Source organism: Mesorhizobium sp. P3_A10 (assembly GCF_056403175.1).
In genome coordinates this window covers 522,939-548,115 of record NZ_JBFUFZ010000001.1, presented here as the reverse complement: position 1 = coordinate 548,115, position 25,177 = coordinate 522,939, and the positions used below count along the sequence as shown (strand labels likewise).

The 25,177-nt window shown below is 63.7% G+C and carries 20 protein-coding genes and 2 pseudogenes; 16 read left to right on the top strand and 6 right to left on the bottom strand.

The window, feature by feature from the left end; genetic code table 11:
- Positions 1-42: 42 nt before the first annotated feature.
- The 11 genes from AC1DXU_RS02615 (at position 43) to AC1DXU_RS02565 (ending at position 14,727) form a co-directional block, all read left to right on the top strand.
- A complete protein-coding gene (locus tag AC1DXU_RS02615; RefSeq protein WP_477363991.1) occupies positions 43-1,206 on the top strand; it encodes an ABC transporter permease subunit in 1,164 nt (387 codons plus the stop codon).
- Positions 1,207-1,209: 3 nt separating this feature from the next.
- Positions 1,210-2,289 carry an amino acid ABC transporter permease gene (locus AC1DXU_RS02610; protein ID WP_477363988.1) on the top strand — a complete coding sequence of 360 codons (1,080 nt, stop codon included), beginning with the start codon at positions 1,210-1,212 and terminating at the stop codon, positions 2,287-2,289.
- 9 nt (positions 2,290-2,298) lie between these two features.
- Complete coding sequence (locus AC1DXU_RS02605) at positions 2,299-3,063, top strand: amino acid ABC transporter ATP-binding protein (RefSeq protein WP_477363986.1); 765 nt, start codon at positions 2,299-2,301, stop codon at positions 3,061-3,063.
- A gap of 58 nt (positions 3,064-3,121) precedes the next feature.
- Complete coding sequence (locus AC1DXU_RS02600; protein WP_477363983.1) at positions 3,122-4,528, top strand: FAD-binding oxidoreductase; 1,407 nt, start codon at positions 3,122-3,124, stop codon at positions 4,526-4,528.
- A gap of 116 nt (positions 4,529-4,644) precedes the next feature.
- Entirely contained in the window at positions 4,645-6,315 is a 1,671-nt protein-coding gene (locus AC1DXU_RS02595; RefSeq protein ID WP_477363980.1) for a thiamine pyrophosphate-binding protein, read from the top strand.
- Entirely contained in the window at positions 6,312-8,408 is a 2,097-nt protein-coding gene (locus tag AC1DXU_RS02590; RefSeq protein WP_477363977.1) for a hydantoinase/oxoprolinase family protein, read from the top strand. The genes AC1DXU_RS02595 and AC1DXU_RS02590 overlap by 4 nt, the downstream gene beginning before the upstream one ends.
- Positions 8,405-10,024: a hydantoinase B/oxoprolinase family protein gene (locus tag AC1DXU_RS02585; RefSeq protein ID WP_477363974.1), complete on the top strand. Its 1,620-nt coding sequence runs from the start codon at positions 8,405-8,407 to the stop codon at positions 10,022-10,024. The genes AC1DXU_RS02590 and AC1DXU_RS02585 overlap by 4 nt, the downstream gene beginning before the upstream one ends.
- Positions 10,021-11,223 carry a pyridoxal phosphate-dependent aminotransferase gene (locus AC1DXU_RS02580; protein ID WP_477363972.1) on the top strand — a complete coding sequence of 401 codons (1,203 nt, stop codon included), beginning with the start codon at positions 10,021-10,023 and terminating at the stop codon, positions 11,221-11,223. The genes AC1DXU_RS02585 and AC1DXU_RS02580 overlap by 4 nt, the downstream gene beginning before the upstream one ends.
- Positions 11,224-11,226: 3 nt before the next feature.
- The gene (locus tag AC1DXU_RS02575; protein WP_477363969.1) at positions 11,227-12,039 is read left to right on the top strand and encodes an NAD-dependent epimerase/dehydratase family protein; all 813 of its coding nucleotides are present in this window, start codon (positions 11,227-11,229) and stop codon (positions 12,037-12,039) included.
- Positions 12,040-12,506: 467 nt separating this feature from the next.
- On the top strand, positions 12,507-13,547 hold the full coding sequence (locus AC1DXU_RS02570) for a proline racemase family protein (RefSeq protein ID WP_477363966.1): 1,041 nt from the start codon (positions 12,507-12,509) through the stop codon (positions 13,545-13,547).
- 190 nt (positions 13,548-13,737) lie between these two features.
- Entirely contained in the window at positions 13,738-14,727 is a 990-nt protein-coding gene (locus tag AC1DXU_RS02565; RefSeq protein ID WP_477312404.1) for a GlxA family transcriptional regulator, read from the top strand.
- Positions 14,728-14,957: 230 nt separating this feature from the next.
- Here the strand turns inward: AC1DXU_RS02565 and AC1DXU_RS02560 are convergent, their stop codons facing one another.
- Entirely contained in the window at positions 14,958-15,827 is an 870-nt protein-coding gene (locus tag AC1DXU_RS02560) for a LysR family transcriptional regulator (RefSeq protein ID WP_477363963.1), read from the bottom strand.
- 235 nt (positions 15,828-16,062) lie between these two features.
- On the opposite strand from AC1DXU_RS02560, the gene AC1DXU_RS02555 reads away from it, so the two are divergent.
- Together AC1DXU_RS02555 and AC1DXU_RS02550 are read left to right on the top strand one after the other, a co-directional pair.
- Entirely contained in the window at positions 16,063-16,218 is a 156-nt protein-coding gene (locus tag AC1DXU_RS02555) for a YjiS-like domain-containing protein (protein WP_477312402.1), read from the top strand.
- A 137-nt stretch (positions 16,219-16,355) separates the two neighbouring features.
- On the top strand, positions 16,356-17,348 hold the full coding sequence (locus tag AC1DXU_RS02550) for a DUF930 domain-containing protein (RefSeq protein ID WP_477363960.1): 993 nt from the start codon (positions 16,356-16,358) through the stop codon (positions 17,346-17,348).
- A gap of 179 nt (positions 17,349-17,527) precedes the next feature.
- On the opposite strand, the pseudogene AC1DXU_RS02545 reads toward AC1DXU_RS02550, so the two are convergent.
- A pseudogene (locus AC1DXU_RS02545) lies at positions 17,528-17,767 on the bottom strand (2-oxo-hepta-3-ene-1,7-dioic acid hydratase); the annotation flags it as partial.
- Between the two features lie 234 nt (positions 17,768-18,001).
- Between AC1DXU_RS02545 and hpaR the strand changes: the two are divergent.
- The gene (gene hpaR, locus AC1DXU_RS02540; protein WP_477365946.1) at positions 18,002-18,406 is read left to right on the top strand and encodes a homoprotocatechuate degradation operon regulator HpaR; all 405 of its coding nucleotides are present in this window, start codon (positions 18,002-18,004) and stop codon (positions 18,404-18,406) included.
- Positions 18,407-18,454: 48 nt separating this feature from the next.
- Here the strand turns inward: hpaR and AC1DXU_RS02535 are convergent.
- From AC1DXU_RS02535 to AC1DXU_RS02520, 4 genes and pseudogenes are all read right to left on the bottom strand, one after another.
- Positions 18,455-18,526: pseudogene (locus tag AC1DXU_RS02535) on the bottom strand (flavin reductase); the annotation flags it as partial.
- 134 nt (positions 18,527-18,660) lie between these two features.
- Entirely contained in the window at positions 18,661-18,918 is a 258-nt protein-coding gene (locus tag AC1DXU_RS02530; protein ID WP_477363956.1) for a hypothetical protein, read from the bottom strand.
- On the bottom strand, positions 18,915-20,807 hold the full coding sequence (locus AC1DXU_RS02525) for an ABC transporter ATP-binding protein (RefSeq protein ID WP_477363953.1): 1,893 nt from the start codon (positions 20,805-20,807) through the stop codon (positions 18,915-18,917). Before AC1DXU_RS02525 ends, AC1DXU_RS02530 begins: the two co-directional genes overlap by 4 nt.
- A complete protein-coding gene (locus tag AC1DXU_RS02520; protein WP_477363950.1) occupies positions 20,807-22,669 on the bottom strand; it encodes an ABC transporter ATP-binding protein in 1,863 nt (620 codons plus the stop codon). The genes AC1DXU_RS02525 and AC1DXU_RS02520 overlap by 1 nt, the downstream gene beginning before the upstream one ends.
- 332 nt (positions 22,670-23,001) lie before the next feature.
- On the opposite strand from AC1DXU_RS02520, the gene AC1DXU_RS02515 reads away from it, so the two are divergent.
- The gene (locus tag AC1DXU_RS02515) at positions 23,002-23,829 is read left to right on the top strand and encodes a phosphogluconate dehydrogenase C-terminal domain-containing protein (RefSeq protein WP_477363947.1); all 828 of its coding nucleotides are present in this window, start codon (positions 23,002-23,004) and stop codon (positions 23,827-23,829) included.
- A gap of 328 nt (positions 23,830-24,157) precedes the next feature.
- Complete coding sequence (locus tag AC1DXU_RS02510; RefSeq protein WP_477363944.1) at positions 24,158-25,099, top strand: substrate-binding domain-containing protein; 942 nt, start codon at positions 24,158-24,160, stop codon at positions 25,097-25,099.
- Positions 25,100-25,177 lie beyond the last annotated feature (78 nt).

The following is a 25,177-nucleotide window of genomic DNA, read 5'->3' as shown; positions in this document are numbered from 1 at the left end:
CATGCCGGGCGGGGTCGGCGACAATTCGGGAAGGATCGGTCAATGAGCAGCCTGCTGAGAAATCAGAAGGTCCGCAACGCACTGTTGCAGGTCCTCTATGTCGGCTCGCTTGCCGCGCTGGTGCTTGCCGGTGTGGTGATCGCGCGGCGTAACCTTGCCGAGCAAGGGATCACTTCCGGCTTCGACTTCCTCTACAAGTCGACGGGCTGGGACGTGAACTTCTCGCTCCTGCCCGCCACGGCCAACGATCCCTATTGGTGGTTCTTCCTCATCGGCATCATCAACACGCTGTTTTTGGGCAGCGTCGGATTGATGCTGGCGACGCTCGTCGGCACGATCGTCGGGTTGGCGCGGACCTCCTCCAACGAGTTGGCGCGGGTGCTCGGCCGCACCTATGTCGACATCTTCCGCAACATCCCGCTGATCCTCCAGGTCTTCTTCTGGTACGCGCTCATCACCCACCTGCCGACACCGCGCGCCGCGCACGAAGCCTGGGGCTTTATGCTCACCAGCCGGGGGCTTTATGTCCCGTTCCCGAATGTCGGCGGCGTGGCAATGGCCCTGGCCATACTGGCCGTGATTGCCGCCATCGCGCTGCCGGCCTGGCTTGGCCGGACGTCACGTCTGAGCCAGCCAGTCGGCCAGCGTTCCTCCATACAGCTTGCCGCCGCCGCAGCGGCACTGGCCGTTGCGGCCATCATCCTCGTTGTCGGCCGCCTGCCCGACGCGCCGCTGCTCGATTTTCCCGCCCTCCAAGGCCTCAACCTGCGAGGCGGCCTGCGCATTCCACCGGAGTTTTCGGCGCTCGCGGTCGCCATCGCCATCTATGGCGGCTCCTACATCGCCGAGATCGTGCGCGGCGGCTTCAAGTCAGTCGGCAAGGGCCAGGTGGAGGCCGCACTCTCGCTGGGCCTCAGCCCCTGGCGCGTGTTCACGCTGGTCAAGCTGCCGCTTGCGCTGCGCGCCATGCTGCCGATCCTCGCCAACCAGTATGTCTGGCTGATCAAGGCGACGACGATGGGCATCGCAATCGGCTTCACCGACTTCTTCATGATCGTGTCGCTGACCATCAACCATTCCGGCCAGACCCTGGAATCGATCGGCATCCTGATGGCAGGCTTCCTCGCCATCAACCTCAGCCTCGCCGCCATCTTCAACCGCATCAACAAAGCAATCGCCCTCAAGGGCAATCAACTGAGGGGATGAGAGATGGAGATGGTCGTTGTCGCTCCGCCCGCTCCCGGAAAGCTCGAGGACCTGAGACGGCGCTTCTTTGCGACGCCGCTTCAGGCCTTGCTGTCGCTGGTCTCCCTGGCGATCATGCTCTTCCTGGGCTGGAAGCTCCTGAACTGGGCGATCTTCTCGGCGGTGTTCACCACCAGCGGCGGGCCGGAAGCCTGCCAGGCGGCGGCTGGAGCCTGCTGGTCGGTCATCGCGGCCAGGTGGCGCATCATCCTGTTCGGCCTCTACCCCTTCGACGAGCAATGGCGCTCGGCGCTGGCCTGCGTTACCGTGGTGGTGATGACGGTGCTGAGCTGCATCCCGGCCTTCTGGACCGGACGCCGCATCGCGCTGGTATGGGGAGCTGGAGCTGCCCTTTATTACGTGTTGATGAAAGGCGGCGTGCTTGGCCTTGCCCATGTCGGTGAGGAGGCCTGGGGCGGACTGGCGCTGACGCTGTTCATCTTCGTCACCACCTGCCTGATCGGCTTTCCGCTGGCGATCTGCCTGGCTCTGCTGCGCCGCTCGGACCTGCCCTGGATATCGCGGACCACCGGCCTGATCATCGACGGGGTGCGTTCGCTGCCGCTGATCTCGATCCTGTTCACCTTCGCCATCGTGCTGCCGTTCGCGCTGCCGCAATGGCTGCAGGGCGACAAGCTATACCGGGTGATCCTCGGCTCGGCCTTGTTCTTCTCAGCCTATCAGGCGGAGATCGTCAGAGGCGGCATGCAGGGCGTCCCGGCGGGACAGGAGGAAGCCGCCATGGCGCTCGGCATGAGCTATTGGCAGCGCATCGGCCGCATCCTCTTGCCGCAGGCCATGCGCAACGCGCTGCCGGCGACGATCAACCAGTTCGTCATCTCGTTCAAGGAGACCTCGCTGGTGGTCATCGTCGGCTTCTTCGAGATCCTGGCCTCCGGCAATGCCGCCTATGGAACCGGCGAGTGGCGCTTTGCCTATGTCGAAGTCTACGCCTTCATCGCCATGATCTACTTCGTCTTCGTCTTCAGCCTGTCCCGCTACGGTGCCTTTCTCGAGCGCCGCATGTCGGTTGGCGAGCGGTAGGAGGCGCATATGATTCCAAGCAATTCGTCGCAATCCGCCGGCCCTGCGGTCCAGATCGAAAACCTCGACAAGTACTACGGCACGTTCCACGCACTGCGGAAGGTGAGCCTGTCCGTAAAGCGGGGCGAAAAGATCGTCATCTGCGGTCCTTCCGGTTCCGGCAAGTCGACCATGATCCGCTGCATCAACCGCCTCGAACAGCATAATGGCGGCCGCATCACCGTTCTCGGCACCGAGCTCAACGACGATGTCGGCAACATCGACGGGATCAGGCGGGAAGTCGGCATGGTGTTCCAGCACTTCAACCTGTTCCCGCACATGACGGTGCTGGACAACTGCATGCTTTCGCCGATGATCGTGCGCAAGCAGCCGCGCGCCGAAGCCGAGGCAACCGCAAGGCGCTATCTGGAGAAGGTCCGCATCCCCGAACAGGCGATGAAGTTTCCCGGCCAGCTCTCCGGCGGCCAGCAGCAGCGGGTCGCCATCGCGCGCGCCCTTTGCATGCAGCCGCAGATCATGCTCTTCGACGAGCCGACCTCGGCGCTCGATCCGGAGATGATCTCCGAGGTGCTGGACGTCATGGTCACGCTTGCCTCGGAAGGCATGACGATGATCTGCGTGACGCATGAGATGGGCTTTGCCCGCCGGGTCGCCGACAGGGTGATCTTCATGGATGGCGGCGAGATCGTCGAGCAGGCGCCGCCGGAAGAATTCTTCGCCGCGTCCCGCAACGAGCGCACCCGGCAATTCCTGTCGCAGGTGCTGGGTCATTGAACGGCATTTGGGAAGATGCAACGTTCACCCAGCACGCCACATATCTCCAGGTATCTTCATGACTGACCCCGCAGCCGCGTTGCGCGAGATTCTCGGGCCGAAAGGCTGGCTTTCGGGCCATGACGCCGAGCCCTACCAGCGCGATTGGCTCAACCGCTATGGCGTCGCGCCTCTGGGCGTTGCGCGGCCCGCGGACACGTCAGAGGTCGCCAGCGTCGTCAAGCTGTGCCGGGAGGCCGGACTGGCGGTCGTGCCACAAGGCGGAAACACCGGGCTTTGCGGCGGCGCTGTCGCGGAGCAGCCGAACGCGGTGATCGTCTCGCTGTCGCGCATGACGGCAATCGGCACGCCCGATCTCGACAGCGGATCGATCGCCGTCGAGGCGGGCGTCGTGCTCGCCGCGCTGCACGAGGCGCTGGAGCCGCATGGCCTGATGTTCCCGATGCATCTGGGCGCCGAAGGCAGCGCCAGGATCGGCGGACTGATCGGCACCAATGCCGGCGGCAGCCAGGCCTTCCGCTATGGCATGATGCAGGATCTTGTCCTCGGCCTCGAGGTCGTGACGCCTGATGGCGCGGTGTGGGACGGGCTGCGCGCGGTGCAGAAAGACAATGCCGGCTATCAGCTGCGCAAGCTGTTCTGCGGCGCGGAAGGCACGCTCGGCATCGTGACGCGCGCGCTGCTGCGGCTCTATCCAACGCCAAGGCAGCAGGCGGGCGCGCTGCTTGTCATGCCCGACTTTGCCGCCGCCATGTCGTTCGGCGCCTTCCTGCGCGGCGAGGCCGGGGAATTCCTGACCGGCCTCGAATTCTTCTGCGATCTCGGGCTGGAGCTGGCGCTCAAGCATCTGCCTGACCTCTCCTACCAGTTGGAGACGCGGGGCGACGTCTATCTGCTGGTCGAACTGGCTTCCGGCTCGCAACGAGTTCCCCTGGACGAGATCCTCGGTTCGACGCTGGAATGGGGGATGGAGCAAGGGCTGGTGCTGGACGGCACGCTGGCGACATCGGGCGCGCATCGGGCGCAGTTCTGGCGGCTGCGCGAGGAACAGCCGGAAGGACAGCGGCTGGAGGGCGAGCAGCTCAAGCACGACATCTCGGTGCCACCGGGCGCGATCGCCCGCTTCATCGAGGCCGGCGCGAAGATCTGCGACGACATTCTTCCGGGCGTGCGGATCAACCCGTTCGGGCATCTCGGCGACGGCAACATCCACTACAATTTGTCGCCTCCGGAAGGCCGCGCCGATTTCGACGGCAAGGCCGGACAGTTCGCCGAAGCGCTGTCGGCGCTGGCCACGGCGATGGGCGGCAGCTTCGCAGCCGAGCATGGACTTGGCCGCGCCAAGATCGCCATGGCCGACCGAAATCGCGGCTCGGTGGAGCGGGAGCTCATGGCACCGCTGAAGGGCGCGCTCGATCCAAGGGGCACGATGAACCCCGGTGTTCTGGTGCGATCGGCACTGTAAAGAAAAACTTTCGAATGGACCGCATTTCTTGATTTCGCCCCGACCCGCCAGAGTGCAGGTATAAACCGAAAAGGCAGGCTCGGTCCGCTTGCCGCCAATCTCGAGGATGTCGAAGCATGATCCGCAATGGCGGTCGCCTTCTTGTCGAATGCCTGATCGCGCTGGGCGCGACCAAGAGCTTCGGCGTTCCCGGCGAAAGTTACCTCGCCGTCCTCGACGCCCTGCACGACACGCATGGCAGGCTGGACTACGTGCTTTGCCGCAACGAAGGCGGCGCGGCGTTCATGGCCTCGGCCTATGGCAAGCTGACGGGCACGCCGGGCCTCTGCTTCGTCACGCGCGGCCCGGGTGTCACCAATGCCAGCATCGGCGTCCACACGGCGATGCAGGACAGCTCGCCGATGATCCTGTTCGTCGGCCAGGTCGGCACCGATATGCGGGGCCGCGAAGCCTTCCAGGAGATCGACTACCGGGCCGTGTTTGGAACCGTCGCCAAATGGGCGGTCGAGATCGACGACGTGGCGCGGCTGCCGGAGATCGTGGCGCGGGCCTGGACCACCGCCACGACCGGACGGCCCGGCCCGGTCGTCGTCGCGTTGCCGGAAGACATGCTGACCACCCTGACCGAGGCCGCCCCGCTCAGCGGCCCGGCAGCGATTTTCGAGCCGGCGCCGAGCGCGGACGCGATCGCTTCGGCGCTCAAGCTGCTGGCGGCGGCCGAAAAGCCGGTGCTGCTGATGGGCGGCGCCAACTGGTCGGCGGAGGGACGCGCGGCGCTGCAGGCTTTCGCCGAGGCATCCGACATCCCGGTCGTGGCCGCCTTCCGTTATCAGGACCAATTCGACAACCATTCGCCGGCCTTCGTCGGCGAGGCCGGCGTCGGAATGGTCGCGCATGTCAAGAAGCTGATCAGCGACGCCGACGTGATCCTGGCCGTCAATGTGCGCTTCGGCGAGATGACCACGGACGGCTACACTCTGCTCTCCGTGCCGCAGCCGCGCCAGCAGCTGATCCATGTCCATGGCTCCGACCGCGAGATCGGCAAGATCTATGTGCCGGCGCTCGGCATCCATGCCGGCCCGAACGCCTTCGCCAAGACACTGACACCGGTGAAGGGGACCTGGGCGGAGTGGCGCGCGGCGGCGCGCAAGGCCTATGAAGGGACATTCTCAGCACCCGTCCAGCCAGGCCCGGTCGATATGGTGGCGGTGAGTGCCTGGCTGCGCGAGACCTTGCCCGCCGACGTCATCCTCACCAATGGCGCCGGCAATTTCACCGTGTGGCCGAACAAGTTCTTCAAATTCGGCCCGCAGGCACGCCTGCTCGCCCCACAGTCCGGCGCCATGGGCTACGGTCTCCCGGCGGCGGTCGCCGCAAAGGTCGCGTTTCCGGAGCGCACGGTCGTCTGCTTTGCCGGCGACGGCGACTTCCAGATGAATTGCCAGGAACTCGGCACCGCCATGCAGGCGGGCGCGCAGCCGATCGTGCTGATCCTCAACAACGGCATCTACGGCACGATCCGCGCGCATCAGGAGCGTCACTATCCGGCCCGCGTTTCAGGGACGTCGCTCGAGAACCCCGATTTCGTGACGCTGGCAAAGGCCTATGGCTTCCACGCCGAACGGGTCGAGTCGACCGGGGATTTCGCCGCCGCGTTCGGCCGGGCGCTCAACTCGGCGACCGGCGCCGTTCTCGACATCGCCATCTCGCCGGAGGCGCTGACGCCTCGACAGACCCTTTCCCAGATGCGCGACGCCGCGCTCGCTTCCCAGAAGGCCAAGGCATGAGCTCCAAGAACGACGACATCCGTCTCGGCGCGGACATCGGCGGCACGTTCACCGATATCGCCCTCGATTTGCGCGGAACGATCTTCTCCACCAAGGTGCTCACCAATTATACGGCGCCCGAGCAGGCGATCCTCGACGGCATCGACATCGTCACCCGCGACGCCGGGATCTCGCTGGCCGAGATCGGCATCATCATCCACGGCACGACGCTGGCGACCAACGCGCTGATCGAGCGGCGCGGCGCCAAGACCGCACTGGTCACGACCGAAGGTTTCCGCGACGTGATCGAAATGCGCACGGAGAACCGTTTCGAGCAGTACGATTTGAACCTGCAGCTGCCACCGCCGCTGATCCCGCGCGAACACCGCTTCACGGTCAAGGGCCGCATCGGTGCCGAAGGCCAGGAACTGCAACCGCTCGACGAGACTGCTCTCGAAGAGATCGCCGAGCGGATCGCGGCCAGCGGCTTCGGCTCGGTGGCGATCGGCTTCATCCACGCCTACACCAATCCGGCCCATGAGCGGCGCGCGCGAGAGATCCTTTCGCGCAAGCTCAGCATCCCGATTTCGATCAGCGCCGAGGTCTCGCCGCAGATGCGCGAGTTCGAGCGCTTCAACACGGTCTGCGCCAACGCCTATGTGCGGCCGCAAATGGCCGATTACCTCGCCCGTTTCCAGACGCGGCTGAAGGACATGGGCGCCGAGTGCCCGGTCTTCATGATCCATTCCGGCGGCGGCCTGATTTCGGTCGAAACCGCTTCGGAATTTCCTGTGCGCCTGGTCGAGTCCGGCCCGGCCGGCGGCGCCATCTTCGCCGCCGACATCGCCCGGCGCTTCGGCCTGGAGAAGGTCGTCTCCTATGACATGGGCGGCACCACCGCCAAGATCTGCCTGATCGAGGACTATGCGCCGCGCACGGCGAGGACATTCGAGGTGGCGCGCACCTATCGCTTCTGCAAGGGCTCGGGCATGCCGATCTCCGTTCCGGTGATCGAGATGATCGAAATCGGCGCCGGCGGCGGTTCCATCGCCTGGGTCGACGCCATGGGCCGTATCCAGACCGGACCGGAAAGCGCCGGCTCGGAACCGGGTCCGGCCTGCTACGGCCGCGGCGGCAAGCGCCCGGCGATCACCGACGCCGACCTTGTCCTCGGCAAGCTCGATCCCGACAATTTCGCCGGCGGCGCGATCCGGCTCGACACCTCCGCATCCGAACAGGCCATCTTGCGCGACGTTGGCGAGCGTCTTTCGCTCGATGCCATGTCGACGGCCTTCGGCATCTGCGAGGTGGTGGACGAGAACATGGCCAATGCCGCCCGCGTCCACGCCGTCGAGAACGGCAAGAACATTTCCGACAATCTGATGATCGCCTTTGGCGGTGCGGCCCCGCTGCACGCGGCAAGGCTCTGCGAAAAACTCGGCATCGACCAGTGCATCGTCCCCAAGGGCGCCGGCGTCGGATCGGCGATCGGCTTCCTCAGGGCGCCGTTCGGCTACGAGGCGCTGGCGTCGAAGCTGACACGCTTGTCAAAGTTCAAGCCAGCAGAAACCAACGCCTTGCTCGGCGACCTCAAGGCCTCCGCCGAGAGCTTCGTGCGCACCGGCGCCGCCGGCAAGATAATCTGCGAGATCACCGCCTTCATGCGTTATGCCGGCCAGGGCTGGGAAATCCCCGTGCCGCTGGCGGACGAGCCGTTCGGCGACGATGCCGCCACAACGCTCAAGGAGCTGTTCGAGGCGAACTACCAGCGCTTCTTCGGTCGTGCCATCGAAGGGCTCGACGGGTTGGAGATCGAGATCGTCACCTGGTCAGTCAAGGCGACGGACGTTCGCCCCGCCGTCGCCAGGCACGAGCTTACCACCGGCAAGCGGACCAGCGCGCCGGTGACAACCCGCGCGGTCTTCGACCCGGCAAGCGGCGCGCCGCAGACCTATGGCATCGTCGAACGCGAGACGCTCTGCGCCGGCGACCGCGTGGCAGGCCCGGCCGTCATCGTCGAGCGCGAGACCTCCACCGTCATCACCACCAGCTTCGACGCCGTGATCCAGAGCGACGGCGCGATCCTTCTCACCCGCAAAGGCAGCCAGGCATGAGCGACATCGGCGAAATCCGCATGCAGGTGATGTGGAACCGGTTGGTCTCAGTGGTCGAGGAGCAGGCGCTGACCTTGCTGCGCACCGCCTTCTCGACCTCGGTGCGCGAATCCGGCGACCTCTCGGCCGGTGTGTTCGATCCGCGCGGCCAGATGCTGGCGCAGGCCGTCACCGGCACGCCCGGCCACGTCAACACCATGGCCGAGGCCGTGCTGCATTTCATGAACGAAATCCCGCGCGACAACATGTTCGAGGGCGACACCTACGTCACCAACGATCCCTGGCTGGGCACGGGCCATCTGCACGACATCACCATGGTGTCGCCATCGTTCCTGAACGGCGAGTTGGTGGCGTTCTTCGCCTGCACGGCGCATGTCGTCGATGTCGGCGGGCGCGGCTTCGGCGCCGACGCCAAATCGGTCTACGAAGAAGGCATCCAGATCCCGATCATGAAGTTCGCGGAGAAGGGCAAGGTCAATCTCGACCTCGTCAGGATCCTGCGCGCCAATGTGCGCGAGCCGAACCAGGTGGTCGGCGATTTCTATTCGCTCGCCGCCTGCAACGAGGTCGGCCATCGCCGCCTCGTCGACATGATGAAGGAGATCGGCCTGACGTCGCTGGACGGGCTCGGCGGCTTCATCTTCTCGCGCACGCAGGATGCCATGGTCGAACGCATCAAGGCGCTGCCCAAGGGAAGCTGGTCGAACGAGCTGGTCACCGATGGCTATGACGCGCCGGTGAAGCTTGCGGCGACCGTCACGGTTCGCGACGGCGGCGTCGATGTCGATTTCACCGGCACAGACCCGATGAGCCGCTGGGGCATCAACTGCCCGATCATCTACAGCAAGGCCTATGCCTGCTATGCGCTGAAATGCGTGGTGGCCCCGGACATCCCGAACAATGCCGCTTCGCTTGCCTTCTTCACCGTGTCGTCGCCGGTCAACATCCTGAACGCCGTGCGGCCGGCGCCGGTGGCGCTGCGGCACATATTCGGCCACATGGTCCCCGACCTCGTGCTGGGTGCGATCTCCCAGGCGATGCCCGGCAAGATCCTCGCCGAAGGCGCCGGTGCGCTGTGGAACATCCATATCTCGGCCCGTCCGGTCGCTGGCGGCTCTGGCCGCCGCGCCGAGGTGCTGATGTTCAACTCCGGCGGCATGGGCGCGCGTCCTGGCCTCGATGGATTGTCGGCGACGGCGTTCCCCTCCGGCGTGCATACGATGCCGATCGAGGCGACCGAGCATACCGGTCCGATCGTCATCTGGCGCAAGGAGCTGCGTCCCAATTCCGGTGGCGACGGCGAATTCCGCGGCGGTCTGGGGCAGGTTATCGAGATCGCGGCGACCGAAGGCCACGAATTCGACTTCTCGGCCATGTTCGACCGCGTCAACCACCCTGCCCATGGACGCAATGGCGGCGAGCCTGGCGTTGCCGGCGTGGTCAAGCTCGACGATGGCACGCAAATGCGGCCCAAGGGCTGGCAGCACGTTCCGGCCGGTCGCCGGCTGATCCTGGAACTACCGGGCGGCGGCGGCTATGGCGATCCGGCGAAACGCGGCGCCCAGGCGCGGGCGAACGACCGGTCCAAGGGCTACATCTCGGAGAACGACCAATGAGCTACGTTTCCTCGCGCCTGGCGGTGGTGAAGCCTTCGGCTTCGATGGCGGCCTCGCAGGCCGCCAAGGCGCTGCGCGCCAAGGGCGTAGACGTGATCGATCTCGGGCTCGGCGAACCGGATTTCCCGACGCCCATGCACATCATCGATGCCGCCCATTTCGCGGCGAAGGCAGGCCAGACGCTCTACACCGGTGCCGCCGGCACGCCCGAGGTGCGCGAAGCCGTGGCCAGCAAATTCCGGCGCGAGAACGGGCTGGACTACACGGCCGACGATATCGTCGTCGCCAACGGCGCCAAACAGATCATCTTCAACGCGCTGCTGGCCACACTCGAGACCGGCGACGAGGCGATCCTGCCGGCGCCGTACTTCGTCTCCTATCCCGAAATGGTGAAGCTGCTCGGCGGCACGCCAGTCGTCGTCGAGTGTCCGGAGACATCAGGTTTCCGGCTGACGCCGGACGTTCTGGAAAAGGCCATCACGCCGAGGACGAAGTGGCTGTTCCTCAACATGCCGGGCAACCCGTCTGGCGCGATCTATTCGGAAGCGAATCTCAAGGCGCTGGGCGCGGTACTGGCAAAACACCCACAGGTGCTCGTCCTCTCCGACGAAATCTACGAGCACATTTTGTTCGATGGGCGCGAATTCGTTTCCTTCGGCAAGGCCTGCCCCGAGCTCAAGGACCGCACGCTGATCGTCAACGGCGTCGCGAAGTCCTATGCGATGACCGGCTGGCGCGTCGGCTATGCGGCCGGACCGACGCCGCTTCTCAAGGCGATGTCGACCATCCAGAGCCAGTCCTGCACCTCCGTATGCTCGATTGCGCAGGCCGCGACCGTCGCCGCGCTCAATGGCCCACAGGATGAGGTGGCGCGCTTCCGGCAAGCCTTCGAGGCGCGCCGCGACCTGGTCGTGGACGGGATCAGGAAGATCAATGGCCTTACACTCTCGCCGCCGGAAGGCGCCTTCTACGCCTATATCGGTTGTGCCAGCCTGATCGGCCGCAAGACGCCCAAGGGCGTCGTGCTTGAGAACGATACGGCGGTGGCGAATTATCTTCTGAACGAAGGCCGCGTGGCGTCGGTTCCTGGCGTTGCTTATGGACTTTCACCCTATTTTCGTATCTCGACGGCGACCAGCGAAGAGGTGCTGACCGAGGCGATCGCGCGCATCAATGCCGCCGTCGCGCAAGTGGAGTAAATCATGCCGCACTACGAACGTATCCTGATCACCGGCGCCGCCGGCCGTCTCGGCTCGGAGCTGCGCAAGGGGCTGGTGCCGCTGGCGAAAACGATCCGCCTGGCGGGACGCGAACCGTTCGGTGATCTTGCCCCGCACGAGGAGGAAGCGATCTTCGATCTCGCCGACATGGAGGCGACGATCGCGGCCACCATGGATTGCGATGCGATCGTGCATTTCGGCGGCGCGCCGCTCGAATGCGAATGGCAGACGATCCTGGATTCCAGCATCCGCGGCTCCTACCACATCTACGAGGGTGCGCGGAAACATGGGGTCAAGCGCGTCATCTACGCCTCCTCGGTGCATGCCATCGGCTATCACGAGGTCGAGGCGCATATCGGCGTCGACGCGCCGGTGCGGCCCGACAGCCTCTACGGCGTGTCCAAGAACTTCGTCGAGAGTCTCAGCCGGCTCTACTGGGACAAGTTCGGCATCGAGACGGCGTGCCTGCGCATCTTCTCGTCCTTTCCCGAACCGGCCGACCGGCGCATGCTGTGGTCGTACCTTTCCTTCGCCGACTGCGTGCGCCTGGTCGAGGCAGCGCTTGTCGCGCCGCGTGTCGGCCACACGATCTCCTTCGGCATCTCCGACAACAGACTGAAGATGGTCGACAACAGCGGCGCCAACCATCTGGGGTTCATCCCGCAAGACAGTGCCGAGCCATTCCGCGGGGCGGTAGAGGCGAAAACCCCCGTTCCCGATCCGACAAGGCCATCGGTGAAGTATCTCGGCGGCTGGTTCTGCGAACTCGGCCACCCGGACGACAAACCGGCATGAAGGTCAAGTAACGAGACAGCCAACTCGCGGCTCGGATGCAAAACTCCGGGCACTGCGGCGCAATCCGCAATAGCTTCCATTCGGCCACCGAAGCGCCCGCCAGCATTGCTTCTTCTGTTCGAGACGACCAGCCAGCTGGCGCTGTCGCCCAGCGCCGAACGACAGTCCTCGTGAGACCAGCAGAATCCAGAAAAATCAGAGAGAAAGTCGGCCGTTGGCCAGCTCAGGCCGAGAACGGCCGTACGCAAGGAACCAATGCTTCCGAACCAACGTTCGGCGGCTGCTCGGGTTTGCATGCGAAGCTCTTTTGGACCAAACTCGTTCTTTGCACATTCCATTCTCGCTGGTCGTGTTGGAGAACGATGGTCCTTTCCCAGAAGGGTTCACCGTGGGAGACATCCGGGCCTGAACTTCGGGACTCGCTGCTCGTTTCGCAGTGAAGGCAATGAAATCGACAAGGAACAACAATGCGTACGAAAGCCTCCATTCGTGTCGTCGGCTGCCATGCCGAAGGTGAAGTCGGCGACGTCATCGTCGGCGGTGTCCTACCGCCGGCGGGCCGCACGATGATGGACAAGATGATCACGATGGCACGCGATCACGACCATATAAGGCGGATGCTGATTTGCGAACCGCGCGGCAGCGTTGCGCGGCACGTCAATCTGCTGGTTCCATCGACGCGCGAGGATTGCGTCGCCGGCGCCATCATCATGGAGCCGACGGAATATCCGCCGATGTCCGGTTCCAACACGATCTGTGTTGCCACCGTGCTGCTCGAGACCGGCATGGTGCCGATGCAGGAGCCCGAGACACGCTTCAAACTCGACATGCCGGGTGGCGTCATCGAGGTGCGCGCCGAATGCCGCGACGGCAAATGCCTGTCTATCACTTTCCGCAACGCGCCCGCTTTTGTCGATCGCCTGGACGCCAACATCGAGGTGGAGGGGCTCGGCACGCTCACGGTCGATATCGCCTATGGCGGCATGTTCTATGCGATCGTCGATGCCAAGGCGCTCGGCTTCTCGGTCGCCCCCGACGAGGCTCGCGAGCTGGCGGTAACAGGCGAGAAGGTCCGGCGGGCCGCGCGCGAGCAACTCGATGTCGTGCATCCCGAATTCGACCATGTGCGCGGTGTATCGATCGTGCAGTTCGCCATGCCGTTCCAGGGCCCGGGCAAAGTCACGCGCAACACCTGCATCGTTTCGCCGGGCCGCTCGGACCGCAGCCCGACTGGAACCGGCACATCGGCCCGCATGGCCGTGCTGCAGGCGCGCGGCTTGATGGAAATGGGCGACGTCTTGATCCATGAATCGATCATCGGCTCGCGCTTCACCGGCAGGATTGTGGAGCTGACGCGGATCGGCGACCGCAAGGCAATCGTTCCGGAGATCACCGGCCGAGCCTGGATCACGGGCGAGCACAGCTACTATCTCGATCCAACCGATCCCTACCCGCAAGGCTACGTGCTGTCGGATACCTGGGGTACCTCCACCTCGGTGAAGCAGTAGGTGCACCGACGGCAAGGGCTGTGCGACGATGGCAAAGGGTAAGGAGTTTGTGGATTGCCGGTGGACGATTGTATCGGCGAACCACTGCAGCCGATCGCAGCAGGGTGCGATCACTCGTTCCGATATTCGCTTGCGGGCATGGTGACATCGTCAGATGCTGTCGGCCCAATAAGCACAGAGGCAGGCGGACATGAAATCAGCCAATGAGGTTCCGGAGATCGACCGATTGAAGATCGGCTTTGTTCTGGCTCGCTCCTTCACGCTTTCCGCGTTTGCGCTGTTCGTCGACACGCTCAGACTGGCGAGCGACGAGACCGACAAATCCGGCAGGGTTTTCGCTGATTGGCAGCTCCTGGCGAGCACTCGAAATCTGATCACATCCAGTTGCGGAGTCCAGGTCGCGCCGACATCGGATTTCGTCGACCCGGGTGAGTTCAACTATATCGTGGTCGTCGGCGGGCTGCTGAACAGTGAATTCCCGGTCGACAGCGAGACAGTCAGCTACCTCAAGAGGGCCGCTGCTGCGAAGGTTCCCTTGATTGGGGTCTGTACGGGAACGTTCATCCTGGCCGAGGCTGGCCTGATGAAGCACCACCAGACGTGCGTCAGCTGGCTCCACTTTCAGGCGTTCCGCGAGCGCTTCCCCGATCACGCGGTCAGGGCGGACCGTCTGTTCAATCTTGATCGTACCAGGGGATCATGTGCCGGGGGCAGCAGCGCGGCAGATATGGCGGCGTCTATCGTCAGGCGCCATATCAGCAGGGAGGCCGAGACAAACGCACTCGAAGTGCTGCAGATCGAGAAGGCGCGCTCGGCTTCGGACATCCAGCCGCGCAGACCGCTTTCCATCGAGAGCCATGATCCCAGGCTCAAGGCGGCGCTGATCATCATGGAGAACCATGTCGAGAATAGGATCTCCATTCCCAAGCTGGCGGCCTTGGTCGGACTGTCCCGAAGACAACTCGAGCGCCTCTTTATGGAGAAGACAAAGAGCTCTCCGGCGGTCGTCTACACAAGGGTGCGTCTGGAGCGGGCGAAGCACCTGCTGATGCAGACCCGGGCTCCGATGATCGAGATCGCCGTCGAGGTCGGGTTTGAGAACGCCTCGCATTTCTCGAGGCTCTTCCGCCAGGCCTATGGTCAACCACCCAGCAAGTTCAGATCAGCAGCTTCGAACTGACTTGCCTATTCTCCGGAATGAAGCACGCTTTGGAGCCTCCGCTGGAGGCGGAACTGGTTTCCCTACTCCCCCAGATAAATTCCCTGTTAGATCCACCAGGGAACTCGACAGCTAAGCGATTGAAATCATGCTGCTAGCTTCGGTCGAAAACCGGTGTCGCATCTGATAGCGGCGGAGCCCGGCCATGTGCCAACATGCGGCTCGGCTGACGGCCGATCGACGCCTGGGGCTTACCGGATCGGCGTCTCGCCGCGAAACAGCGGCTGGTGCGCCCGCATCAAGCCGGCAATCCGGTTGGCGACCTTTCGCACCGGCGGGGCGTGACGTTCCTCGTGATGGGTGACGATCCATTGGTCGGTTTCGAGTTCGGGGATGGGCTGAGCGACGCGCACCAGCCGCGGATCGCTGTCGCCGACGAAGCACGGAAAGATCGAAAGGCCGGCGCCGGCGGCCACCAGTTCGCGCACCGAATGGGTGTTGTTGCCGCGCACGGCGATGCGGTCGCCATGATGGGCTTGCAGCCAGCGCGCCGAGGCAATGTTTGCCCCTTCGCCGGTGACGCCGACGAACAAGCCGGCGGCGATGCCGTTGATCAAATGGCGTCCGGAATAAATGGCGTGGGCGACCTTGCCGCTCTGACGGCCGGCCAGCCACTGCTCGGTCGGTCGCTCGCTGCGGATGCCGATGTCGGCGGCACGGCGGCCGATGTCGACCCGGTCGGTGGTGGTGATGAACTCCACCCTTATGCCGTCATCGACCGTCCAGATCTCGCCGATATGGGCGGAAATGAAGGCCGAGGTCCATGGCCCGGCCGAGACGCGGACAATGCGGTCAGGTAGGGTTCCCTCGCGCCAGCGGGTCAGCGACTGCATTGCAGCCTCGACGTCTTCGGCGCGCCGCAGCAGTTCTTCACCGACCGGTGTCAGCTGGTAGCCGGTCTGCTGACGCACGAACAGCGGTTCGCCGATCTGCTTTTCGAGCGCGGTGACGCGTCGTCCCAAGGTGGCCGCGCTGAGGCGCGTGGTTGCCGTCGCTGCGCTCAAGCCACCCAGCCGCGCCACGTCGAGAAACAACCTCAGATCGTCCCAGCCAATATCCATCTTTCAGAAATGAAAAACTCCTTGCGGCCACGGCTGTAGCGCGAAACGGGCATCCCGCGCAAGTATGCAGGCATTGGAGGCATTGAACAATCCTGCCTGGCGGGACAGTGACAAGCGCCTCAGCTGACCAGGAAGCCAGCGCAATCCTTTCGATCACGCAAGCGCCTTGCGCAGATGCTTTGCGTTTTCAAGAAACCCAGGCGGGCGGGCATTCTGCGCGCCAAAGGAGACGATCATGCTGTACGAGCTGCGACACCGTTTCGCCCAATGGCTTGTCTATCGCCAGACGCTTGCGAGGCTGAGGCAGGCCTCAGACAGCACATTGGCCGATGCCGGCATTTCTCGCGAAGAGATTCGCGCGCGTGCACGCCACGCCAGCCTGCGCCGTTGAGAAAATGGAGGCGGGATGACCGAGATCGACGGCGTGCTGAATGTTGCCGGGACCGCCTGGTGCTGAGCGGCGGCTAAATTGCGCCAATCGGGTGGCCATGCTTGATGCCGCCGCACTTTCACTCCACATCGTGAGGGATGAAGGACGAGACAGTTGAGCGGCGTCGGACTTTGCTGTGGGCGTTGCCCGCATCGCTGATCCTGCATGCGCTCATCATCGCGTTCCTGGTCTACGGCCTGCCCAGTCGTCCCCAACAGCCGCAGGACGAGCAAGCGGTCAATGTCGCCCTCGTGCCTCCGCCGGATCAGCCAAAACCTGTTCCTACGCGGTCTCCAAACAAACCCGAGGCCAGAAAGCCACCGGAACCGAGAGTCGAAAAACCTCCCGAGCAAAAGGTCGAAAAGCCGCCTGCACCGGAAAAGCCATCGGAAATCGAGGTCCTGAAGCCGGTCTTCCAGTTCGGCGACAAGGACACCGGCCCCAGGAAATCTCTGGATGGGGCCAGCGCTCAAGACAACTCGCCGTCGCCGGCCAAGGACGACGATCCAAAGCCGCTTGTGATGCCGAAGGATGAAGAGACAAAAGCGGCCGCGTCGGCAACGCCGTTGACTGCTGCCGGCGGTGACGGTGAGATCGAACTTCCCGCGTCGGCTCAAGCGCCGAAGGCCAGACCTGAAAATGCGCCGCAATCTGCAAAGGTCTCGAAGCCTGTAAAAGCTAACGCCAGGACGCCAGACTCCGCGGATGTGGTCGCCGCCCGGGCGTATTCGGGTCTTCCGGGTGTCCGCAAGCTTTATTCGAAAGGTGCGACCGCCAGTGCGTTCGCTACGACCGCGATGGATGACATGACGCGTGATCAGCGGGTTGACAACCTTTGCGCCAGCACGATGCAACAGCAACTGCTGGATGCCTCTTACTTTCCCGATCTGGTGCCACGCATTCCGGTGAAGACAGGCAATGTCTTCGACGTCCCGAACGCCACTTTCCATGCACAAGGAAGATGGTACCGGCTGAGCTTCCGGTGCGAGATCGACACCAATGCGACAAAGGTCTTGTCTCTAAACCTTCGCGTCGGAGCTGCCATCCCGCCTGACGAATGGGCCCGCCTTGGACTACCTGATCTGCGGTAGTAGAGCATTCCGGCGGAGACAGGATCGTCTGCAATGCTCTAGCTCCTCATTTTCATGCAAGCAGGTGTTCCCAGGGGGCAGCTGGCGGACAAGGCGGCTTGTCTATCGCACCCCATTGATGACGATATCCAGTGTACGCGGGGTAGGGCAGTGACCGCCTGCAAGGCCGACGTAGGCTGTCAGGCAAAAGCGAGGCTGATCGTTCCGAACGGCTCGAAATCGGCGACGATGCTGTCACCGTGGCGCGCTTCGACCGGGCGCACGAACGAGCCCGACAGCACCACCTGTCAGGCGGCGATCCGCATGCCTTACTGGTGCAGCCGGTTGGCTAGCCAGACGATGCCCTTGGCCGGATGATCGAGCACGCCGGCGCCAAGGCCGGTTTCCTCGACCTCGCCATTGCGCGAGACGATGGCACCGGCAAGGGTTCCTACGCCTTGTAATTAACATATGAATTATGTCTTGACTGCGGAATGTTGAGCGTAGTTCTCTGTGTAAAACCGCTGCCGTTCGCCCGGGATTTGCCGCTTCCGGCAAAATGACGGATATAGCTCAGTGTCGCGTCCCGGGGGCTGCGTGCCGGCGGCGGAACCGAATTGGAATCATCTGGAGACCTGATCGTGCTACCGCCCAGCACTAGCCGCTCATTGCCGATGGCTCTGCTTCGCGCCCGGGAAGTGATCATGGCGCATTTCCGGCCGATGCTTGCCCGCCACGACATCACCGAGCAGCAATGGCGCGTGCTGCGTGTGCTTGCCGAAGCCGGTCCGCTTGAAGCAACCGAGCTTGCCAATCGCGCCTCGATCCTGCCGCCGAGCCTGACCCGCATCATCAAGGCGATGGAGGAACGGCAGTTCATCACCCGCAACAAGGTCAAGGACGATGGACGCCGGGCGCTGCTCGCCATCAGTCCGGCCGGACTGGCGCTGATCGAGGATCTGTCGCCCGAGCGTGCCGCGATCTATGCGGCGATCGAGCAACGCTACGGCGCGGAGCGGCAGGGGCGCCTGCTTGATCTTCTCGAAAGCCTGATCCAATCGGAGTCGACTACGGATTAGTCTTGCCTTCCTGCTCGCCCGTCGCTGGCAGACAAGCAGCGCCGGCGGATCTTCGGAGACGCTGCATATGGCGGTCGCGGTGAGACAGTCGCGACCCGCCGGACCATCCGTGGTGACGATGTTGACGCCGCGAACGCCCGCAGGCGAAGATCGCGGAGGTCGTCAGGTCGCTCGATCCGGCGATCCTCGAGCAGACGCGTCCGTTTCGCCAGTGCGGCTGAGAAACAGCGGCACGGCGCTCATGCCGTGGAACGTCAGCGACGGGCGGCGCTTGGCGCTGGCGGCATCAAGGCGCCAGCCTGGCGCGCGGGTGACAGCGCCTCGATCATCGCTGCGATCTCGATGCGGGCGACATGCTGACCGAGGCAGACATTCAGGCCGGTGCCGAAGGTCATCGACGAGGCTGGCGAGCGGGTGAGGTCCAGCCGGTCGCCGTCCGCGAAGACGGCGTCGTCGCGGTTGCCGCTGCCGATCACCGGTACCACACCCTCGCGAGGTGATCGTTGATTCACGTCGCTTTGCCGACCGCCGCGTCCAGCTCCAGCTCGCTGTCTGAAATATCGTCGAACGAGGCGTAGTTCATGTTGTAGAGGCGGGCGTAGAGGCCTTTTCCTGCCATCAATTGCTCATGGTTACCGCTTTCGACGATCTCGCCATTCTGCAGGACGATGATGCGGTCGGCGCCGCGAATGGTGGCCAGTCGGTGGGCGATGACGAGGCCGGTGCGGCCTTCCAGCAGCTTTACCAGCGCCTTCTGGATCAGCATCTCGGTGTAGGAATCGATGCTGGCCGTGGCTTCGTCGAGCACGAGGATCTTGGCATCCGCGACCAGCGCGCGTGCGAAGCTGATCAGCTGGCGCTGGCCGAGCGAGAGATTGCCACCGCGTTGCTCGAGCTCGGTGTCGTAGCCATCGGGCAGTTGCTCGATGAAGTGGTGCGCGCCGACGGCCTGTGCGGCGCGCACCACCTCTTCGCGGCTGGCGGATGTCTTGCGATAGCGGATGTTCTCCAGCACCGAGCCGGAGAACAGGAACGGTTCCTGCAGCACCATGGCCACCTGGCCGCCGAGCGAGTCCTGCGTCACGTCGCGCACATCGTGGCCGCCGACCAGAACCTGACCTGACCAGACATCGTAGAAGCGGTGCACCAGCGCCATCGAGCTTGACTTGCCCGAACCGGTCGGGCCGACGAGCGCAACCGTCTCGCCCGGATTGACGCGAAACGAGATGTTCTTCAGCACCGGCAGGTTCTGCCGATAGCCGAAGGTGACGTTCCTGAACTCGACCGAGCCGTCCATGTCGCGCGACAGAGCGACAGCGCCTTGCCTGTCGCTGACGTCCACCGGCACGTCGAGCACTTCGGAGATGCGCTGGCCAGACGCCATGGCGCGCTGCATGACGCTGTACTGCATGGTGAGCGAGCGGATCGGGTCGAAGAAACGCTGGATGTAGAACAGGAACGCCACCATGACGCCGATGTCGAGGTTTTGCGAAAGCACCATCGAACCGCCGACGACAATGACCGTCGCCATGGCGATGCCGGTCAGCGTATCAACGATCGGCACCATCACCTGCGCATATCTGGCAGACCTCAAATGGGCGTTGAGATTGGCCAGCACCTTCTCGTCGTAAAGGTCGAAATTGACGTGCTGGCGCTCCAGGCTCTGCACGGTGCGCACGCCATGAATGCCTTCCGCCAGCGCGCCGTTGGCGATGGAGTTGGTTTCGTGCGCGGCCATGAAGGCGACCTTGGCGCGCGGCAGCCAGAACAGGCGCACGATGAACAGCACCGGCATGGTCGACAGCGTCAGCAGGCCAAGCCTGAAATCGAGCCACAAGAGGACGCTGACGATGCCGAACAACAGCACGATGTCGCCCACCGACATCACCGATGTTTCGAGGAATTCCTGCATCGAATTGACGTCGCCCTGCAGGCGCGACATCAGCCGTCCCACCTCGGTTTTGTCCATGAAGCTCAGCGAGACCCGCTGCAAATGGCTGAACATGGCGCGGCGCAGGTCCGACAGCACATTCTCGGCCACCTTGCCGACGACGCTTTCCTGCACGTAGGAGGCGGCATAGTTGACGAGGACGACCACCGTAAAAGCAGCGATCGCGGCGTTCATCACCGACCGGTCGAGCCTGCCCGCCGTCATGCCATGGTCGATGGCGTAGCGGATGATCAGCGGGATCGCCAGTTGCGTCAGCGTGAACACCAGCACCGCGGCGACCGAGATGAAAATCCTGGCCTGATACGGCTTCACGAAGCTCCAGATACGCCTGACAATGCGCGGATCGTAGGCCTTGCCGAATACCTCTTCCTCGTCGCGATGCGAGCCGACGACCGCCTTTGCCGGCCGTCCGCTGGTATCGTCCTTCTCGTCGTCGCTCTGTGTCGACATCATGCGGCTCCCAGCGCCACAGGCCGGTCGTCGTCGGGCCGCAGCTGCAGGTCGTAAAGCGCGCGATAGCGTCCACCGAGCGCCAGCAACTCCTCATGCGTACCGCGCTCGACGATGCGGCCGTTCTCCACGAACAGGATCTGGTCGGCATGCATCAGGGAACTCAGCCGGTGCGAGATGATGAGCGTGACGCGATCCCTGGCGAAGCGCTTCATCGCCGTCCTGATGCGCTGCTCGGTGCCGGCGTCGATTGCCGCGGTGGAATCGTCGAAGACCAGCACCGATGGCCGCAGCATCAGGCTGCGGGCGATGGTCAGGCGCTGGCGCTGGCCGCCGGAAAGCGAGGCGCCGCGTTCGCCGACGACAGTGGTGTAGCCGGCGGGAAGACCGATGATGTAGTTGTGCAACTGGGCAAACTCGGCGGCTTGCCCAATGCGGGTTTCTCGCGCCCAGGGATTGCCATAGGCAATGTTGTTCTCGATCGAGGTGGTGAACAGGAACGCGTCCTGCTGCACGACGCCGACGGCCTTGCGCAGCGATTGCAGCGTGACCTCACGGATGTCCTGGCCGTCGATGGTGATCGCGCCTGACGCGACATCGTAGAAGCGCGGGATCAGGTGGGCGATGGTCGACTTGCCGCTGCCCGGCGGGCCGACAATGCCGATGGTCTCGCCGGACCTGGCCTCGAAGGAAATGCCGGACAGCGTCTCCCGCTCGCCCGCGCCGGCATAGCGGAAGCCGACATTGTCGAAGCGCAGCACGCCGTCGGTGACGACGAGATCCCTGGCGTCAGGCGCGTCCTTGATGTCGAGCTCGGCGTCGAGCAGTTCGAACAGCCGCGTGCCGCAGGTCGAGGCGCGCGCGAACGAATTGACCATCAGGCCGAGCTGGCGCACCGGCATCTGCAGGATGGTCATGAAAGTCAGGAATTGGGCAAGCGTGCCGACGCTGATCTGCCCCGCGATCACCTTCTGGCCACCGAACCACAGCACCAGGCCCATGGCGACGAGGAACGAGAAATTCATGGCGCTGGTGTTGGAGACGCGAATGTCGACGCGCTGATTGGCGAGCTCCAGCGCCGACAGCTTGGCGCGGTCGAATTTTTCCAGCTCGTGCTTCTGCGCCGCAAAGGCCCGCACGACACGGATGCCGCCGAGGTTCTCGTCCATCACCCGGCTCAGCACCGACAATCGCTCCTGCAGCGTCAGCCAGGTGCTGCGCAGTGCCAGCTGGGTGACCGAGGATCGCCACGCGACGAACGGCACGAAGCTCAGGCTGAGCAACCCGAGCTCGAGGTCGGTGCTGATCAGAAGGTACGAGCCGACGCCGATCAGCACGCCGAGCAGAACCACGCGCAGGATGCCGGTGGAAAAGAACATGCGCACGCCGTCGAGATCGAGCAGCCCAAGCGTGATGAGATCGCCGGTGTGGACCCGGTCGTGAAAGGAGAAGCTGAGGCGCTGGATCTTCTCATAGAAAGCCAGGCGCAGTTCATAGCCGGTGCGATGGCCGACGGCCTCGCCATAATAGTTCTGCGCCATGGTGAAGAGACCGCGCAGGATGCTGACGACGAGCAGCGTGAGCGCCGTGTTCCATAGAGCGTGCTCGGCCGCCACGCCGGCACCCGCAACGATCACGCCTTGCGCCTGATCGATGGCGCGCCCCAGCAGACGCGGAATGAAAAGCTGCAGCGTCGCGGCGATGAAAGTCGAGACGATGGTGATGGCAACCTGCCAGGGATGGCGAAGCGTCATGCGGGCGATACGCAGCAAGGTGCTGAGGCCCTTGCCCCATGAGGCTTCCGCCACATGGGCAAACGATTTGCCGCGCTTCCCCGCGCCGCTGGCCGCATCGGTATTCAAGGAAAATATCCAAATCCGCCCGGGGTTTAGCCCGGACTAGTGAAGCAGACTCAATGTGAGCGGTTATTCGGCGCGATGTTACGCGTGTCCGGCTCGACCGTTCAAGAGCCAATGACGGCCTCGCACTGTGCCTGCTTCAGCACAGTCTGCCGCCTGACATGGTTCGACGTCGCGAGCGGCAATAACAATGCTGCGGCGCCGCCCAGAGGCCTGACCAGCGGGGCCATCGATTCCATCGCTACCCGAATTGCCAAAACATGGTAGAGTGATTATACCAGTTGATAAGATGACGATCGGTTGAGCCATCGTTGGAAAATCAGGAGCAGGATTACATGACAACGATTGCGCTGTTCGGTGCCGGTGGGAAAATGGGTTACCGCCTGTCGACCAACTTTCGCGGATCGGACTACACGATCCGCCATGTCGAGGTCAGCGAGGCCGGCCGCGAGCGGCTGAAGACCGGACTGGGCTTCGATGCGGTCAGCGCCGACGAGGCGCTCAAGGGCGCCGATGTGGTGATCCTGGCGGTTCCGGACACGCATATCGGCAAGGTGGCGGCCAGCATCGAGAGCAAGCTTGCATCCGGCACGATGGTCGTCGTGCTCGACGCAGCCGCACCGTTCGCCGGCCATTTGCCGAAGCGGCCGGACCTGACCTATTTCGTCACCCATCCCTGCCATCCGCCGATCTTCAACGACGAGACCGATATGGCGGCCAAAAAAGACTATTTCGGCGGCGTCAAGGCCAAGCAGCATATGGTCAGCGCGCTGATGCAGGGGCCGGAAGAGGACTACGCCAAGGGCGAGGCGATCGCCAAGATCATCTGGGCGCCGGTGATGCGCTCGCATCGCGTCACGGTCGAGCAGATGGCGCTGCTCGAGCCAGGGCTTTCTGAGACGGTATGCGCCTCGCTGCTCGTCGTCATGAAGGAAGCCGTCGACGAGGTGGTGGCGCGTGGCGTCGACAAGCAAGCCGCGCTCGACTTCCTGCTCGGCCATATGAATGTGCTTGGCGCCGTCATCTTCGGCGAAACCAAGGGCGTGTTCTCCGACGCCTGTAACAAGGCGATCGAATTTGGCAAGCCGGTGCTGATGCGCGACGACTGGAAGCGGGTGTTCGAGCCGGAAGAGATCGCCGCGAGCATTCAGCGCATCACCTGAGATCCACACGCTTGCCGGAATGCCTGGAAGCGTCGGCGCATCGTCGCCGATGCTCAGCTTTGAACGCTCATCAGGTACATATCATCTGAATTTGTGATTGACTCATCATACCAGTTGGCTTAGCTGTTCATGGCTCGGATCGACAAGGTTTCGCAGGGAGTTCGAAGCCTGGACGAGTGGAGGGACGGCCGGGGAGCAACGATCGTTTGGGGGAAGCCGGCAAATGGCCTTTGAGCCCGAAACGATCGGCGGCCCGCGCTGCGCGACGAATTCGAATGCAGACAATGGCCTTGGTTGATCAAGGCAATTTTTCAAACGGGAGGACATCATGAAACTCACACGCAGAATGACACTTGCGGCTTTTGCCGGCATGCTGGCGCTTGGCACGGCGGCACCGGCCTATGCGGCCGACCTGATCGCCATCATCACGCCCTCGCACGACAATCCGTTCTTCAAGGCGGAAGCCGTCGGCGCCGAAGCCAAGGCCAAGGAACTCGGCTATGAAGCGCTGGTGCTCGTCCATGACGACGACGCCAACAAGCAGTCCGAGCTGATTGACACGGCGATCGGTCGCGGCGCCAAGGCGATCATCCTCGACAATGCCGGCGCCGACGCCACTGTCGCAGCCGTGCAGAAGGCCAAGGACGCCGGCGTGCCCTCCTTCTTGATCGACCGCGAGATCAACGCCACCGGTGTCGCCGTGGCGCAGATCGTCTCCAACAATTACCAGGGCGCCCAGCTCGGCGCGCAGGAATTCGTCAAGCTGATGGGCGAGAAGGGCAATTTCGTCGAACTGGTCGGCAAGGAATCCGACACCAATGCCGGCATCCGCTCGAAGGGCTATCACGACGTCATCGACGATTATCCGGACCTGAAGATGGTCGCCCAGCAGTCGGCCAACTGGAGCCAGACAGAGGCCTACGCCAAGATGGAATCGATCCTGCAAGCCAACCCCGACATCAAGGGCGTCATCTCCGGCAACGACACGATGGCGATGGGCGCCTATGCGGCGCTGGTCGCTGCAAACCGCAAGGACGTCATCGTCGTCGGTTTCGACGGATCGAACGATGTGCGCGATTCGATCACCGCGGGCGGCATCAAGGCTACCGTGCTGCAGCCGGCTTTCGCGCAGGCGCAGATGGCGGTCGAGCAGGCCAACGACTTCATCAAGAACAAGAAGTCGCCGGCCAAGGAAAAGCAGTTGATGGACTGCGTTCTGGTCAATGGCGACAATGCCCCGAAGCTGGAAACTTTTGCGCTGACGAACTGAGCCGGCGTGACATGAATAGCGAGGGGCGACCCAAAGGTCGTCCCTCGCCGCCATTTTCCGTGGGTACCGCCCACCATG